Here is a 14,844-nt window from a genome sequence, read left to right as displayed (position 1 = left end):
AGCCCGGCGCGGGGGCCGGGCTTCGAAAGTGTCTGTGGCGCCGACGGTAGCGCCTTGTGCAGCCTTAGCGCGTGCGTCAGTCGTTCGCCGTCACCTTGACGCCGAGAACCGAGGGGATTGTGTTCGGCGCGCCCATGGCGGCACCCATGATCATCGGGAAGGGCACTGGGTTTGCCGGCTCGGCGCGGATTGTCAGGCTCTTCGGGCTGTCCAGATAGGCGTTGACCGCTTCGGTCACCTGCTTCTGCAGTTCCGGGACATTGAGCTGGGCCATCATGATCGGCACCATCGCCTTCAGCGACTGCGCCAGCTGCTCGCCGCTAACGCCCTGCTGGCTGCCGGCATAGTCGAGCGCCTTCCTGGTTATCGAGGCGTCGTCGAAGCGGATCGAGGCGCTGTTGAAGGTCAATTGCTGCATCAGGCCGAGCATGGCCAGCCCCATCGCCTGGTCCGCCTCTTCCTTGTTCGGGTTGGCTTCCGCGGCCTTTGCCGCTTCCTGCAGTGACTTCAGGAACTGAAGCGTGTAGCCGGAAAAGTCCAAGGCGATGTTCAGCCGGCCGATATCCTTGAAATCGATGGCATATTCCTCGAGCGCCAGCTTGCCGCTCTCGAGTTCCCAACTGCCCTTCATCGTCGCCTGACCGTCGAGTTGCGTCAGTCCAAGCTTGTCGATCGCTTCCTTGGTCTTGGCATCCTCGATATTGGAGAGGTCGGCCTTCATGCCGGCCACGGTTGCGTCGAAGTCGAATCCGGCGTCGTTCTCCTGCCGGGTGAGGCTGCTCTCAACACTCGCGATGCTGAAGACTTCCTCGCCTTTCACCTTGAGTTCCATCGGGCCGGAGCCGAAGGATTCATAGAGCAGTATGCTGTCGATCGTGTCGCCGGAGGGATTGCCGGGTATCGAGAGGCCGCCGATGGCGATGTCCTTGATCGAGACGCTGTCCTCTCCTTGGCTCACGTCGACATTGGGGAAGGAAACCGTTTCGGCGTAATAGCCGCCATCATCCTTTTCCTCGACGCCTTCGAACGTCACTTCGCCGATTGCGAGTGATTCTCCGGGTTGCGTCGCCACCTGCAGCTTTACGCCGGTTGCCGTCACCGTGTCGCCGTCGACATCCACCTTGTCGAAAGTCAGCGAAGAGCCATTGAGTTCGAGAGCGGCGCTGAGCTTCTTCATCATGTCCGCGCCGTCCACGGCGAAAGCCGGGCCAGCAAGCGTGAGGAAGGCGGCGCTGGCCATCATCATCACGCGGATCTTGCGCGCATGCATCATGTGAATTCCCTTTGAAAAATCAGGATTGGTTTTGAAGTCGTTTCCGGAGTCGTCCGTTGCTATCTGAGCGATCTTCGCGGGAGCCGTCAATTGCTGCAGCCAAGCGCAGCCATGCGGCGGCATCCACTGCCTGCATTGAGCGCGGTTTCCTGCACGTAATACCCTCAGTCCCCAATCGGCCAAATCAACGCCTTCGACCCTAATACGAAACGGTGCAAATTAATATCGCCATCGAAGAACGCTCCTGTTCCCACGGGATCATGCTTTCCGGATGGTTATCTGCGACGATCCGGTGTTGGCCGGACGCCGGTTCTCCACAGCACGACGCCCTTGAATTCTTGCCGTTGCAGGCCGGTTGCGCTAGCAAGGGGCATGGGACAAAGCCTTTTGCCGCCTGGGGGCGGGGACGACAACATTCAGCCGGTTGACCTCAAGGCGGCGCTGGAAGAGCGTTATCTCGCCTACGCGCTGTCAACCATCATGCATCGTGCGCTGCCGGATGTGCGCGACGGCCTGAAGCCCGTGCATCGGCGCATCATCCACGCCATGAGCGAGATGGGATTGCGGCCGAATACCTCGTTCAAGAAATGCGCGCGCATCGTCGGCGACGTCATCGGCAAGTTCCATCCGCATGGCGATCAGTCCGTCTATGATGCGCTGGTGCGCCTCGCGCAGGACTTCTCCCAGCGCTACCCGGTTGTCGACGGGCAGGGAAACTTCGGCAACATCGACGGCGACAACGCCGCCGCCTACCGTTACACCGAAGCGAAGATGACCGAGGTCGCAGCCCTCCTCCTGGAGGGTATCGACCAGGATGCCGTCGATTTCCGTCCCACCTACAACGAGGAGGACCAGGAGCCGACGGTCCTTCCAGGCGCCTTTCCGAACCTGCTCGCCAACGGCGCTTCCGGCATCGCCGTCGGCATGGCGACGTCGATTCCGCCGCACAACGCGCACGAGCTTTGCGATGCGGCGCTCCATCTCATCCGCCACCCGGGTGCGACGGTGGAGGATCTGCTGTTCGATCCGGCCAATCCCGAGCGCGGCGGCATCGAGGGACCCGACTTCCCGACGGGCGGCATTATCGTCGAAAGCCGCGCCAGCATGATCGAGTCCTACCGCACGGGCCGCGGCGGCTTTCGTGTCCGCGCCCGTTGGGGTGTGGAGGATCTGGGACGCGGCGGCTACCAGATCGTCGTGACGGAAATTCCCTACCAGGTGCAAAAGGCGCGGCTGATCGAGAAGATCGCGGAACTGCTCGTTGCGCGCAAACTGCCGCTGCTCGAGGACATCCGCGACGAGTCCGCCGAGGACGTGCGGATTGTGCTCGTGCCGAAGAGCCGTTCAGTCGACGCCAATATCCTGATGGAATCGCTCTTCAAGCTGACGGAGCTCGAAAGCCGCATTTCGCTCAACATGAACGTGCTGTCCATGGGCCGGGTGCCGCGCGTCATGGCGCTCAACGAGATATTGAGCGAATGGCTGGCGCACCGCCGCGAGGTGCTGCAGCGCCGCTCGCGTCACCGGCTTGCCGCCATCGACCGGCGCCTGGAGATCCTTGGCGGTTATCTCATAGCCTATCTCAACATCGACGAGGTCATCCGCATTATCCGCGAGGAGGATGAGCCGAAGGCGGTGATGATCGAGCGGTTCGGACTGACGGACGTCCAGGCGGAAGCGATCCTCAATATGCGGCTCCGCTCCCTGCGCAAGCTCGAGGAATTCGAAATCCGCACGGAATTCGACGCCCTTTCCAAGGAAAAGGCCGAGATCGAGGCGCTGCTCGCCTCGGATGAAAAGCAATGGCAGGCCGTCGCCTGGGAAATCGGCGAGGTCAAGAAGAAGTTCGCGAAAGCGACCGAGCTTGGCAGGCGCCGCAGCACCTTCGCCGATGCGCCGGAGGCCGATGTCGAGGCCATCCAGCAGGCGATGATCGAGAAGGAACCCATCACCGTCGTCATTTCGGAAAAGGGGTGGATTCGCGCCCTCAAGGGACACATCTCCGACACGTCCTCGCTGCAATTCAAGGAGGGAGATGCCCTGAAGGTCGCCTTTCCGGCCCAGACGACGGACAAGATCCTTGTTTTCACCACCGGCGGCAAGGTCTACACGCTCGGCGGTGACAAGCTGCCGGGCGGGCGCGGCCATGGCGAACCGCTGCGCATCATGGTCGACATGGAAACCGACCAGGATGTGCTGACCGCGCTCGTGCACGACCCGGCGCGCAAGCTCATCATGTCGTCGGCTGCCGGCAACGGCTTCATCGTCACCGAAAGCGAGATCGTCGCCAACACCCGCAAGGGCAAGCAGGTGATGAACGTCGCCATGCCCGACGAGGCGAAGCTCGTCGTGGCGGTCAAAGGTGACCACGTCGCGGTCGTTGGCGAAAATCGGAAGATGCTCGTCTTCCCGCTGGTGCAGATTCCAGAAATGTCCCGCGGCAAGGGCGTGCGGCTGCAGCGCTACAAGGATGGCGGCATCTCCGACATCCGCTGCTTCGCCATGGCCGACGGCCTTACCTGGGAAGACAGTGCAGGCCGCGTCTTCACCAAGACCAGGGAAGAACTGGTCGAATGGCTCGCCGACCGCGCCGGCGCCGGTCGTCTCGTGCCGAAGGGCTTCCCGCGCAGCGGCCGGTTCAACGGCTGACTGCAAGATTTGGCACCTTGAAATCAGTGCATGTTTCCTTAAATCGACCTCGACTTGTGGGACAAGACATGCAGCAATTGAAAGTGCTACAGCGACCTTTGCGCGTTTGATGAGACGCGCGGCGCTGTAGTCGTCGCATCATCTTGAACAGCGGCGCCCTCTTCTTTGCGAGGCAGATCTCGTGGTGAGGGCGCTCTCTTTGACCCACCGGTTCCTGGAAATCTGCTGTGATTTCAGGGATCCAGTGCCCGAGAGAGGAAAGCGATGATTTCGGATCTCGACGACACCTTGCTGGCGCTCGCCGATTCCACGCGCCGTCGCATATTCGAAGTGTTGCTTGCCGGTGAAACTGCCGCCGCGGACATTGCCATGGCAGTTGGCGTTCGGCGCGACGAGCTATCAAGGCATATTGTGATCCTCGAGGAGGCGGGACTGGTCTCCCGACGCCGACAAGGGGAAAGGGAACTGGTCGCGGCCAACCCCGCGCCGCTGGAAATCGCAGCCGATTGGATCAACACCAACCGCGAACTCTGGGCGATGCGCTCGCAGATGCAGGAGGAACCGTCGGCCGGCGCCCCCAATGGCGCGCAGTAATGATCATCCCGCAAACGGCATTTGATGCGCAGGGAAGTCCTGACTTCGCCCTCCCTACAGCGCGTCTTGTCAGACGCTCCGGCAGAATTCCATTTAACCCGGAAAGGCTCTTAGCCAGGAAGGGCTCTAAGGAGACGTGCAGTAGCGCGCATCTGCCACAAGGAATGGCCGACGAGGGCGAGGATCAGGATTGCGCCGCCGAGGAGCGTCCGGGTCGTTGGCGCCTCGGAAAAGACGATCCAGACCCAGATCGGCGCGAGAATGGTCTCGAGGAGATAGAACATGCCCACTTCCGGCGCCGAGAGGAAGCGCGGGCCTGTCGCCAGGCAGAAGAAGGCGAGGGGGATCACCACCAGTCCATTGAAGAGAATATAGCCGGCCTCGGCTACGGCGATGCCGCCAGGGGGCAGCAGCATCAGCGCCGCCATGGCCGGAAAGATTGCGGTCGTCAACGGTACCAGCGCCATGTCCCGGCCGCTCGCACGGCTGACGGTAATCGCACTCGCCAGTAGGAAGGCTGAGCAAGCGGCCATCGCGTCGCCGAAGAGATGGCCGCTTTCCAGGCTGTCGCTGACGATCACTCCGACACCGAAGATCATCGCCGTCATCGTGAGCAGCGTGGCACGGGAAGGGCGCTCCTTCAGGAACACCCAGGCCAGGACTGCTGCGAACATCGACGTGAAGGCGAGAATGAAGACGACGTTCGCGGTCGACGTGTTGAAGACTGCGAGCAGGAAGGTGAAGGAATTGATGCCGTAGAAAAGGCCGGCGACGAGACCGGCCCAGCCTGGGATCAGCGCGATTGGTCGGCGGAGCAGTCTATTGATGATGAACCAGGCGAGAATCGCAACGGCGAAGGTCGACAGGCTGCGCAAGGCGAGCAGCGACCACACCTCCCCATTCGCCGAACGGATCAGCGGAATATCGAAGGAAAGCGCAAGGCCGCCGAGGCCGGTGATGGCAAGGCCGCGCCGATGCCGCGCTGCGTCAGACGATGGGAGCAAGGGTCAGTCCGTGGGGGCTTCTTTGGAATCGGGATCGCCAGCATAACGCTCCCAGCCGCGAGCCATAAGGTGCTCCTGCGGCAAAAACTTTGTTTTGTACCCCATCTTGCGCGAGCCCTTGACCCAGTAGCCGAGATAGACGTGGGGCAGGCCGCGCTCCTTAACCCTTCGGATATGGTCAAGGATCATGAAAGTGCCGAGCGATCGGTTCGAGAGCGCCGGATCGAAGAACGAATAGACCATCGACAGGCCGTCGCACATCCGGTCGGTCAACGCGGTGGCGACAAGGGGGCCTTTGGCCTTGCCGCTGATTCCGTCGCCCTCGACTCTCAGTCGGTATTCGATGATCCGTGTATGGACGTGCGTATCCTCCACCATCATCGCGTAATCGAGCACGGACATGTCGGACATGCCGCCCTTCTGGTGGCGGCGGTCAAGATAACGGCGGAAAAGATTGTATTGCTCGCTCGACGGTTCGGCCGGATATTCGGCGGAAACCACGTCACGATTGGTCAACAGCACACGCCGCATCGAACGCGTCGGCGCGAACTCGTCCGCGAGGATGCGCACCGAGACGCAGGCGCGACAGGTCTCGCAAGCCGGGCGGTAGGCGATGTTCTGCGAGCGGCGGAAGCCCCCTTGTGTCAGCAGGTCATTGAGCTCGGGAGCTCGCTCCCCCACCATGTGGGTGAAGACCTTCCGCTCCATTTCGTTCGGCAGATATGGGCAGGCTGCCGGCGCAGTCAGGTAGAATTGAGGAGACGGTGCGGTCTGCGTGTTCATCGAGCGTGGGGATCACTCTTGGTGCGGCTGCTCATTTCCATAGCATGGCCGAAGAATGGAAAACGTCAACACACTCGTTCGAGGGGGCTGTTGCCAACGCGATCAGAACATGTTCCGCCGGACGGCGACCGTGCCGATCAGCAGGTCATGCAGCAGCCTGCCGCGATCGGTGAAAAGCCCGATCAACAGGATCAGCGGCGTCAGCAGGGCATTGGCGATCCAGAAAATCGCCAGGTGAACGATGGCGGTCAGGAAATCCATGGGCCGCCCGTCCGTGCGAGCGATTGCCAGGCCCATGAGCTTCATCCCCGGCGAGGCCTGGTCCCGGCCGCCGACCGTCAGTCCGAAATAAAGCATCGCGATTAGCGCGAAGAGGATCGGATACAGGAAGAAACCGAGGCCCAGCGTTAGAATGCCGAGAAAAAAGACGACCACTGCTGCCGGAATCCAGAGAAGCGCAACGATCGCGTAATCGAGAATGAAGGCAAACACCCGTCGCGACAGCACACCCTGGTAGGCGCGCCAGTCCTGGCTCGGAAGTCGGAATTCTTGGTCGTGCATGCTCATCGGCGTCCTCGCATTCATTTCGATCACATATGGGGAACGAAACCGCCAATGCAATGCTGCCCTGATAGTCACCTCTTTGCCAGAATCTTCGCCGCCTCGACGGCGAAATAGCTGAGAATGCCGTCACAGCCCGCGCGTTTGAATGCGAGAAGGGTCTCGAGCATCACCCGCTCTCCGTCGATCCATCCATTGGCGGCTGCCGCCTTTATTTGCGTATACTCCCCAGACACCTGGTAGGCGAAGACCGGCAGGCCGAAGGCCTCTTTCATGCGCCAGCAAATGTCGAGATAGGCAAGACCCGGCTTCACCATCAGCATGTCGGCACCTTCCTCGACGTCGAGCGCGGCGTCGCGAATCGCCTCGGTGCCGTTGGCAGGGTCGATGTAATAGGTCTTCTTGTCGCCCTTGAGCAGCCCGCCGGTGCCGATCGCCTCGCGATAGGGGCCGTAGAAGGCCGAAGCGAACTTCGTCGCGTAGGACATGATGCCGACATTTTGGTGACCGCTCGCATCGAGCGCCTCGCGGATCGCGCCGATTCGCCCGTCCATCATCTCGGACGGCGCGATGATGTCGGACCCGGCATTCGCCTGGATCACCGCGGCCCTGGCGATCGCCTCGACCGTCTCGTCATTGACGATCTCGCCGTCGCGCAAGATTCCGTCATGGCCGTGGCTGGTAAAGGGGTCGAGCGCCACATCGGTGATGACGCCGATATTCGGCACGGCTTTCTTGATTGCCCGGGTTGCCTGGTTGATGAGATTGTCGGGCGCAAGGCTGTTCGATCCCGCCTCGTCGCGCAGCGCCATGTCGATGTTGGGAAAGGTGGCGACGGCCGGAATGCCGAGATCGGCCGCCTGCTTCACCGCTTCGACCGCCTTGTCGACGCTCATGCGGTTGACGCCGGGCATCGCGTCGATCGGCTGGACGATGCCGCTGCCGGGGACGATGAAAATCGGCCAGATGAGATCGTCGACGGTGAGGCGGTTTTCCTGCACCAGCCGTCGGGTCCACTCCGCCTTGCGGTTGCGGCGCATGCGGCGGTGCCCGGTGATCCTGTCCACAAGGTTTGTCCTGTCGTTCATCGCGCCTGCATCCTTCTTCATCCGCGTAGTGAACGCGGTTTATCACGCACTCCACCGCCTTGAAAACCGCATTGCCGAGGTCCCGGCTACGTCATTTTCAGTCCGCAGACGTGTGACCGGGACCGCCTTCCCGTCCTTCGCGCTGGTGCTTCGCCGGCGCTCGGCCTATTTTGCCGCGCATGCTTCATGATTCTCAGCATGTGCCGAAGCCGTCGCTTGCCGAAATTCTCTTCGGCTGGTTCCTGCGGCTGGTCTCCGTCTCCTGCTTCTGGTTCGCGCTCGAATACTGGGCGATGCTGATCGGCTTTTCCCATGGCGGCGCCGGCCGCTTTGACCTTTTGCCGCCGCAGTGGCGTGCGGCCGCGACCGCCCTTGCCGTCGTCTATCCGGTTGCAGCGATCGGTCTCTGGCTGCTCGTCTCCTGGGGACCAGTGGTCTGGGTCGTTGCGGCGGGGATCGAGATCGCCATGTACGAATTCTATCCGGGCATTTTCGGCACCCGCCCGCTCTTGTTCGTGCTGCACGGGGCTGTCGCCGTCACCTTTGTTCTCTTCCGGGCCGTACTCTTTTTCCAGCGGCTGCGCCGGGCTCGCAAGGTAAGGGTTGATTCACCCTGAGACAGGCTCCGCCGATGGTAAGTACATGTTAAGGCTGCGGTTTAAGTAGAATTTTATACGTATTCGATAGGGTCTCACTCAAGGCGGGAAGACAAACAGACACCGCCAAACGAAACAGTGAGGCACGAAAATGAACACGAAAATGAAGCCGCAGGCCGCTGCGCCCATCGCTCAAAGAAACCCCCAGGAAGAAGCGATCCGTGGTCTCTACCTCGAATCCCTGCACCTGGTCGAGCGCCTGCATCGCCGCTTGCTCGACGTCATCAAGGACGAGTTCGACCGCCAGGGGCGCAGCGACGTGAATGCGGTCCAGGCGCTCCTGCTCTTCAACATCGGCAACTCCGAACTGACCGCCGGCGAGCTTCGCTCCCGTGGCTATTATCTTGGATCGAACGTTTCCTACAACGTCAAGAAACTCGTCGATCTCGGGCTGATCAACCACCAGCGCTCCCGTGTCGACCGGCGCTCGGTGCGCATTAGCCTGACCGAAGAAGGCCAGGAGATCGCCGAGACCGTCGCCAAGCTCTATGAGCGCCACATCGGCTCGATCGACAAGGTTGGCGGCATCGGCTCGGAGGAGTTCACGCAGATGAACAAGCTCTTGCAGCGCCTCGACCGTTTCTGGAACGACAGCATCATGTATCGGCTCTGATCGGGATGGATTTTCCTCCAGAATCAAGGGCCGGGCGCAATCCCTGCGTGTCCGGCCTTTGAGCATTTTGCGCGGTGCAGTTGTTGTCCGACATTCCCCGTCGCCGATACGAGCCCGAGCTGAGACACGAATTGGCCATATTGCTATGACAGCGACGCGAGCGCGCGGCAGGTGCCCGTTTGCGACTGCGATTCTCGCTGTTGCGGCTCTCGCGCGTATGATCGTGAGGGAAATTCGGCGGCTGGGGTTAACGTTTGTTAACCATGTTCGTGCTACTGCATGTGTCCTTAAATCGGTCTCGATTTAAGGACAAAGACCATGCACAAGGGTTGCAGCGATCTTTGCGGGTCTGAAGGACGCGCGTCGCTGCAGCGTTCGGGGCAGCGCGTTTCGGCGCTTTCAAATGGTAGGGACTATGGCAAAGAAAAACGGTATTGATGCTTACTCGCGTCGCGCATTTATGCGCTCGGCCGCAACCTTCGGTGCCGCGGCATGGGCCGGGTCTGCCTATGCGCAGACGGCGCTGGACGAGCTCATCAATTCGCCGCGCCGCGGTTCCTGGGACGACCAGTTCGACGCCAAGGCCTCGCGCACCGCAACGGCCGTCCTCTCCAACACGCCGGTCTTCGGTCCCGAAACGATCGCGCATGTTCAGCAGGCGATCTTCGATTATCAGCAGATCGTCGCCGCCGGCGGCTGGCCGATGGTATCGCCACCGTCGACGGTGAAGTTGGAACTTGGCGTCAACGACCCATCCGTCCAGCAATTGCGTCAGCGCCTGATGGTGTCTGGCGACCTTCCGCGGGCGGCGGGCATTTCCTCCTCCTTCGACTCCTATGTCGACGGTGCGGTCAAGCGGTTCCAGGCGCGCCACGGATTGCCAGCGGACGGCGTCATCGGCGAGTTCACGCTGAAGGCGCTAAACGTCGACGCCAACACCCGGCTGGCGCAGCTCGAAACCAATCTCGTGCGGCTGCAGTCGATGTCGGGCGATCTCGGCCGGCGCTACGTCATGGTCAATATTCCCGCTGCCTATATCGAGGCAGTCGAGAATGGCCGCGTCGTGCTGCGCCACACTGCCGTCGTCGGCAAGATCGATCGCCAATCGCCGATCCTCAACTCGAAGATCTACGAGGTCATCCTCAACCCCTACTGGACCGCGCCGCGCTCGATCGTCCAGAAGGACATCATGCCGCTGATGCGCAAGGATCCGACCTATCTCGAGCGCAATGCCATCCGCCTCTTCGACGCCAGCGGTAACGAAGTGTCGCCGGAGACGGTGGACTGGAACGCCGAAAAGGCGCCGAACCTGATGTTCCGGCAGGACCCCGGCAAGATCAATGCCATGTCCTCGACGAAGATCAACTTTCACAACGAGCACGCGGTCTATATGCACGACACGCCGCAGCAGGGTCTGTTCAACAAGCTGATGCGCTTCGAATCCTCGGGCTGCGTGCGCGTGCAGAACGTCCGCGACCTCTCGACCTGGCTGCTCAAGGAAACCCCGGGGTGGTCGCGCCAGCAGATCGAGGCGACGATCAGGTCTGGCGTAAATACGCCGATCAAGCTTGCCGAAGAGGTCCCGGTCTATTTCACCTATATCACGGCCTGGTCGGCAAAGGACCGCGTCGTCCAGTTCCGCGACGACATCTACCAGCGCGACGGCGCGGCGGAGCTCGCGCTGCAAACGACGACCGGGATCGAGCAATCGGCCGGCCCCATCGACGCGGATGCTCTGCCGCAATAAGCAAAGAACCGGATCGCTTGATCCAAGGCCGCGCATTCCCCGGAATGCGCGGCTTTTTGCTGAATCCGACGGACGCGGTATTTGGGCGCGGCGGATGGTGGAAATGGCGCAATCCGCATAGCGGATATTGCTCTTGGCGTGCGAGGAAGTTAAAGAACAGCCACCTTTGAGAGGAGCCTCGAGCCGATGCTTGCACAGACCAATGACGCCTTCTTCACCCGCTCTCTCGCCGACAGCGACCCGGAAATCTTCGGTGCGATAGAGAAGGAGCTGGGTCGCCAGCGCCATGAGATCGAGCTGATCGCCTCCGAGAACATCGTCTCGCGCGCCGTTCTGGAAGCCCAGGGCTCCATCATGACGAACAAATATGCCGAGGGTTATCCGGGCAAGCGTTACTACGGCGGCTGCCAGTATGTCGATATCGCCGAAGAACTTGCGATCGATCGCGCCAAGAAGCTCTTCGGCGTCGGTTTCGCCAACGTCCAGCCGAACTCGGGCTCGCAGATGAACCAGGCAGTGTTCCTGGCGCTCCTTCAGCCGGGCGACACCTTCATGGGTCTCGACCTCAATTCCGGCGGCCACCTGACCCATGGTTCGCCGGTCAACATGTCGGGCAAGTGGTTCAACGTCGTTTCTTACGGTGTGCGCGAGGGCGACCATCTGCTCGACATGGACGACGTTGCCGAGAAGGCGCGCAAGCACAAGCCGAAGCTCATCATCGCCGGCGGCACCGCCTATTCGCGCATCTGGGACTGGAAGCGTTTCCGTGAGATCGCCGACGAGATCGGCGCGTGGCTGATGGTCGACATGGCCCACATTGCCGGCCTGGTCGCCGGGGGCCAGCATCCTTCCCCGTTCCCGCATTGCCATGTCGCGACGACGACGACGCACAAGTCGCTGCGCGGCCCGCGCGGCGGGATGATCCTCACCAATGACGAGGAGATCGCAAAGAAGATCAACTCGGCCGTCTTCCCGGGCCTGCAGGGCGGTCCGCTGATGCATGTGATCGCTGCCAAGGCCGTCGCCTTCGGCGAGGCGCTCCAGCCCTCCTTCAAGGATTATGCGGCCCAGATCGTCAAGAATGCCCGCACCCTTGCCGAGACGCTGAAGGCCAACGGCCTCGACATCGTTTCAGGCGGTACCGACAACCACCTGATGCTGGTCGACCTGCGCAAGAAGAATGCAACCGGCAAGCGTGCCGAGGCCGCGCTCGGGCGCGCCTTTATCACCTGCAACAAGAACGGCATCCCCTTCGACCCGGAGAAGCCCTTCGTCACCTCGGGCGTGCGCCTCGGCGCGCCGGCCGGCACGACGCGCGGTTTCAAGGAAGCGGAATTCAAGGAAATCGGCGAGCTTATCGTCGAAGTGCTCGATGGCCTCAAGGTCGCCAATTCGGACGAGGGTAATGCCGGCGTTGAGGCGGCGGTCCGCGAAAAGGTGGTCAAGCTCACCGATCGCTTCCCGATGTACAGCTACATGTAATAGGACGGCTGCATGCGCTGCCCCTATTGTGGTTCTGAAGACAGCCAGGTGAAGGATTCCCGTCCGGCAGAGGACGGGAATGCCATTCGCCGCCGCCGCATCTGCCCGGATTGCGGGGGCCGCTTCACGACCTTCGAGCGGGTGCAACTGCGTGAGCTGATGATTATCAAGAAGACCGGTCGGAAGGTGCCTTTCGACCGGGACAAGCTGTTGCGATCCTTCGAAATCGCCCTCAGGAAGCGCCCGGTCGACCGTGACCGGATCGAGCGGGCAGTGTCCGGTATCGTCCGCCGACTGGAAAGCTCCGGAGAGACGGAAATCCCCTCGGAGGAAATCGGCATTCAAGTGCTCGAGGCGCTTAAAAGCCTGGATGATGTCGCCTTCGTCCGCTACGCCTCCGTTTATCGTGATTTCTCCCATGCCGAGGACTTCGAGAAGGTCATCGCCGAGATCAGCGCCAAGATCGCGCGCGACCCCGTTGAATAGTTTAAGGCGGTGGGGCGATGAGCGGGCCGACGCGTGAGGACGAAAGGTTCATGGCGGCGGCGCTGCGGCTTGCAAGGCGCAATCTTGGCCTCACCTCCACCAATCCCTCCGTCGGCTGCCTGATCGTCAAGGGCGGCACGATCCTGGGCGGCGCGGTGACGGCGCCCGGTGGCCGTCCGCATGCGGAAACACAGGCTCTGGCCGAGGCCGGCGACCAGGCGAGGGGGGCGACCGCCTATGTCACGCTCGAGCCCTGTTCACACCATGGCAGGACGCCGCCTTGCGCCGATGCGCTCATTGCCGCGGGCATCGCGCGCGTCGTCATTTCGATTCTTGACCCGGACGAGCGGGTCGCCGGCCGCGGCGTCGTCATGCTCCGCGAAGGCGGCATCGATGTCGATGTCGGCGTTTTGCGCGCCGAAGGAGAACGGGTGCTCGAGGCCTACCTCATGCGGCAGCGCAACAGGCGCCCGCACGTGACACTGAAACTTGCGGTCTCCTCCGACGGGATGATCGGCCGCGAAGGAGAGGGGCAGGTTCGCATCACCGGTGCAATCTCGCGCGCCCAGGTGCAGGTGCTGCGCGCCGAAACCGACGCGATCCTGGTCGGGGTCGGCACGGCTAGCGCCGACGATCCGGAACTCACCGTGCGTCTCGAGGGGCTCGAAAACCGCTCTCCCATCCGCATCGTCCTCGACCGCCGCCTCGAATTGCCCGTCGGATCGAAATTAGTGCGCTCGGCGCGCGAATTTCCTTTGATCCTGGTTGCGGGCGCCGCGGACGTCCCTTCTCCCCGCGCGCGGGGAGAAGGGACCCGAAGGGCGGATGAGGGGCGGGATCGAGGTGCATCGCTCGCGAGGAGAGGCGCCGAATACGCGGGGCGCCGAGCAGCTCTCGAGGCCGCAGGCGTCGAGGTCCTGTCTACGGACACCATAGCCGATCTGGTGACGGCCCTGGCCTCTCGTGGCATCTCCTCGCTGCTGGTCGAGGGCGGCGCCCGTGCTGCGCGCGATTTTCTCGACGCCGGCCTGGTCGATCGGATCATGCTGTTTACCGGTCCGGCAGCTATTGGCGAATATGGGATAGAGGCCCCATTTGAGCGGAAGTCCGTCCCGGCCGGTTTCGCGCTTCGGCGCACCGCGCGCTACGGTGACGATATTTTTGAGGATTACGAGAGAGATACCGGATGTTCACAGGCATAATCACCGATATCGGTACCGTAGAGGAGGTCACGCCGCTCAGGGAGGGGCTCAAGCTTCGCATTGCCACCAATTACGATCCGAAAACGATCGACATGGGGGCCTCGATCGCCCATGCCGGCATATGCCTGACGGTGACGGCGCTCCCGGAAGGGGGTAGCAACGATCGCTGGTTCGAGGTCGAGGCGTGGGAGGAGACGCTACGGCTGACGACTCTCGGCGCGTGGCAGGAGGGAACCCGCGTCAACCTCGAACGCTCGCTGAAGATCGGCGACGAACTCGGCGGCCATATCGTTTCGGGCCATGTCGACGGAACTGCGGAAATCCTTGCAGTGGAACCGGAAGGCGATGCGGTGCGCTTCCGCCTGCGGGTGCCGGAGCATCTCGCCCGCTTTGTTGCGCCGAAGGGCTCGGTGGCGCTCGACGGCACGTCGCTGACCGTCAACAGGGTTGACGGCTCGGAGTTCGACGTGCTGCTGATCCGCCATTCGCTCGAAGTCACGACATGGGGCGAGCGGCAGGCTGGCGATCTTGTCAATTTCGAAGTCGATACAATGGCCCGCTACGCCGCCAGACTGGCGGAGTTTCCGACGCCGAAGGCCGAGTGATCTACAACTGTGAGTCAAAGACAGTCCGCCCCTAGCGCGGGATGAGGAAAAGTGTTCGCGGTTTTCCGCCCGCATCCCGCGCTACCTTCTTACGTTGAGCG

Annotated in this window: 14 protein-coding genes; 9 read left to right on the top strand and 5 right to left on the bottom strand. The window is 62.0% G+C overall.

Going from position 1 to position 14,844, the window contains the following annotated elements; genetic code table 11:
* Window positions 1-76: 76 nt before the first annotated feature.
* Window positions 77-1,273 (bottom strand): AsmA family protein, encoded by a 1,197-nt coding sequence (locus tag J2Z31_RS07225; RefSeq protein WP_209601240.1) that lies wholly within the window; start codon window positions 1,271-1,273, stop codon window positions 77-79.
* Window positions 1,274-1,645: 372 nt separating this feature from the next.
* On the opposite strand from J2Z31_RS07225, the gene parC reads away from it, so the two are divergent.
* Both parC and J2Z31_RS07215 read left to right on the top strand, forming a co-directional pair.
* Entirely contained in the window at window positions 1,646-3,922 is a 2,277-nt protein-coding gene (gene parC, locus J2Z31_RS07220; RefSeq protein WP_209601239.1) for a DNA topoisomerase IV subunit A, read from the top strand.
* Between the two features lie 264 nt (window positions 3,923-4,186).
* Window positions 4,187-4,516 carry an ArsR/SmtB family transcription factor gene (locus J2Z31_RS07215; protein ID WP_209601238.1) on the top strand — a complete coding sequence of 110 codons (330 nt, stop codon included), beginning with the start codon at window positions 4,187-4,189 and terminating at the stop codon, window positions 4,514-4,516.
* A 110-nt stretch (window positions 4,517-4,626) separates the two neighbouring features.
* Here J2Z31_RS07215 and J2Z31_RS07210 read toward each other — a convergent pair whose 3' ends face one another.
* From J2Z31_RS07210 to hemB, 4 genes are all read right to left on the bottom strand, one after another.
* The gene (locus J2Z31_RS07210) at window positions 4,627-5,520 is read right to left on the bottom strand and encodes a DMT family transporter (RefSeq protein ID WP_209601237.1); all 894 of its coding nucleotides are present in this window, start codon (window positions 5,518-5,520) and stop codon (window positions 4,627-4,629) included.
* A gap of 3 nt (window positions 5,521-5,523) precedes the next feature.
* On the bottom strand, window positions 5,524-6,303 hold the full coding sequence (locus J2Z31_RS07205; protein WP_209601236.1) for an arginyltransferase: 780 nt from the start codon (window positions 6,301-6,303) through the stop codon (window positions 5,524-5,526).
* Between the two features lie 102 nt (window positions 6,304-6,405).
* Window positions 6,406-6,870 (bottom strand): RDD family protein, encoded by a 465-nt coding sequence (locus J2Z31_RS07200; RefSeq protein WP_209601235.1) that lies wholly within the window; start codon window positions 6,868-6,870, stop codon window positions 6,406-6,408.
* Between the two features lie 68 nt (window positions 6,871-6,938).
* Window positions 6,939-7,952 carry a porphobilinogen synthase gene (hemB, locus tag J2Z31_RS07195; RefSeq protein WP_209601234.1) on the bottom strand — a complete coding sequence of 338 codons (1,014 nt, stop codon included), beginning with the start codon at window positions 7,950-7,952 and terminating at the stop codon, window positions 6,939-6,941.
* 179 nt (window positions 7,953-8,131) lie between these two features.
* Here hemB and J2Z31_RS07190 point away from each other — a divergent pair, with 179 nt between their 5' ends.
* From J2Z31_RS07190 to J2Z31_RS07160, 7 genes are all read left to right on the top strand, one after another.
* Window positions 8,132-8,569, top strand: a complete 438-nt coding sequence (locus J2Z31_RS07190; protein WP_209601233.1) for a DUF6163 family protein — start codon at window positions 8,132-8,134, stop codon at window positions 8,567-8,569.
* Between the two features lie 130 nt (window positions 8,570-8,699).
* On the top strand, window positions 8,700-9,221 hold the full coding sequence (gene ldtR, locus J2Z31_RS07185; RefSeq protein ID WP_209601232.1) for a transcriptional regulator LdtR: 522 nt from the start codon (window positions 8,700-8,702) through the stop codon (window positions 9,219-9,221).
* Between the two features lie 415 nt (window positions 9,222-9,636).
* Window positions 9,637-10,968, top strand: coding sequence for a L,D-transpeptidase family protein (locus J2Z31_RS07180; RefSeq protein ID WP_209601231.1), 1,332 nt, complete (start codon window positions 9,637-9,639; stop codon window positions 10,966-10,968).
* 186 nt (window positions 10,969-11,154) lie between these two features.
* On the top strand, window positions 11,155-12,450 hold the full coding sequence (gene glyA, locus J2Z31_RS07175) for a serine hydroxymethyltransferase (protein ID WP_209601230.1): 1,296 nt from the start codon (window positions 11,155-11,157) through the stop codon (window positions 12,448-12,450).
* 12 nt (window positions 12,451-12,462) lie between these two features.
* Window positions 12,463-12,936, top strand: coding sequence for a transcriptional regulator NrdR (nrdR, locus tag J2Z31_RS07170; protein WP_209601229.1), 474 nt, complete (start codon window positions 12,463-12,465; stop codon window positions 12,934-12,936).
* A gap of 17 nt (window positions 12,937-12,953) precedes the next feature.
* Window positions 12,954-14,138 carry a bifunctional diaminohydroxyphosphoribosylaminopyrimidine deaminase/5-amino-6-(5-phosphoribosylamino)uracil reductase RibD gene (gene ribD, locus J2Z31_RS07165; RefSeq protein WP_209601228.1) on the top strand — a complete coding sequence of 395 codons (1,185 nt, stop codon included), beginning with the start codon at window positions 12,954-12,956 and terminating at the stop codon, window positions 14,136-14,138.
* Entirely contained in the window at window positions 14,123-14,743 is a 621-nt protein-coding gene (locus J2Z31_RS07160; RefSeq protein WP_209601227.1) for a riboflavin synthase, read from the top strand. Before ribD ends, J2Z31_RS07160 begins: the two co-directional genes overlap by 16 nt.
* Window positions 14,744-14,844 lie beyond the last annotated feature (101 nt).

This window comes from Sinorhizobium kostiense, from assembly GCF_017874595.1.
Taxonomy (GTDB): Bacteria; Pseudomonadota; Alphaproteobacteria; order Rhizobiales; family Rhizobiaceae; genus Sinorhizobium; species Sinorhizobium kostiense.
This window is presented reverse-complemented; position numbering and strand designations above follow the sequence as displayed.

Excerpts from the sequence above, each read along its gene's own strand:
- J2Z31_RS07225 (WP_209601240.1), bottom strand. The coding sequence starts at position 1,273 with ATGATGCATGCGCGCAAGATCCGCGTGATGATGATGGCCAGCGCCGCC.
- parC (WP_209601239.1), top strand. The coding sequence starts at position 1,646 with ATGGGACAAAGCCTTTTGCCGCCTGGGGGCGGGGACGACAACATTCAG.
- J2Z31_RS07215 (WP_209601238.1), top strand. The coding sequence starts at position 4,187 with ATGATTTCGGATCTCGACGACACCTTGCTGGCGCTCGCCGATTCCACG.
- J2Z31_RS07205 (WP_209601236.1), bottom strand. The coding sequence starts at position 6,303 with ATGAACACGCAGACCGCACCGTCTCCTCAATTCTACCTGACTGCGCCG.
- J2Z31_RS07200 (WP_209601235.1), bottom strand. The coding sequence starts at position 6,870 with ATGAGCATGCACGACCAAGAATTCCGACTTCCGAGCCAGGACTGGCGC.
- hemB (WP_209601234.1), bottom strand. The coding sequence starts at position 7,952 with ATGAACGACAGGACAAACCTTGTGGACAGGATCACCGGGCACCGCCGC.
- J2Z31_RS07190 (WP_209601233.1), top strand. The coding sequence starts at position 8,132 with ATGCTTCATGATTCTCAGCATGTGCCGAAGCCGTCGCTTGCCGAAATT.
- ldtR (WP_209601232.1), top strand. The coding sequence starts at position 8,700 with ATGAACACGAAAATGAAGCCGCAGGCCGCTGCGCCCATCGCTCAAAGA.
- J2Z31_RS07180 (WP_209601231.1), top strand. The coding sequence starts at position 9,637 with ATGGCAAAGAAAAACGGTATTGATGCTTACTCGCGTCGCGCATTTATG.
- glyA (WP_209601230.1), top strand. The coding sequence starts at position 11,155 with ATGCTTGCACAGACCAATGACGCCTTCTTCACCCGCTCTCTCGCCGAC.
- nrdR (WP_209601229.1), top strand. The coding sequence starts at position 12,463 with ATGCGCTGCCCCTATTGTGGTTCTGAAGACAGCCAGGTGAAGGATTCC.
- ribD (WP_209601228.1), top strand. The coding sequence starts at position 12,954 with ATGAGCGGGCCGACGCGTGAGGACGAAAGGTTCATGGCGGCGGCGCTG.
- J2Z31_RS07160 (WP_209601227.1), top strand. The coding sequence starts at position 14,123 with ATGTTCACAGGCATAATCACCGATATCGGTACCGTAGAGGAGGTCACG.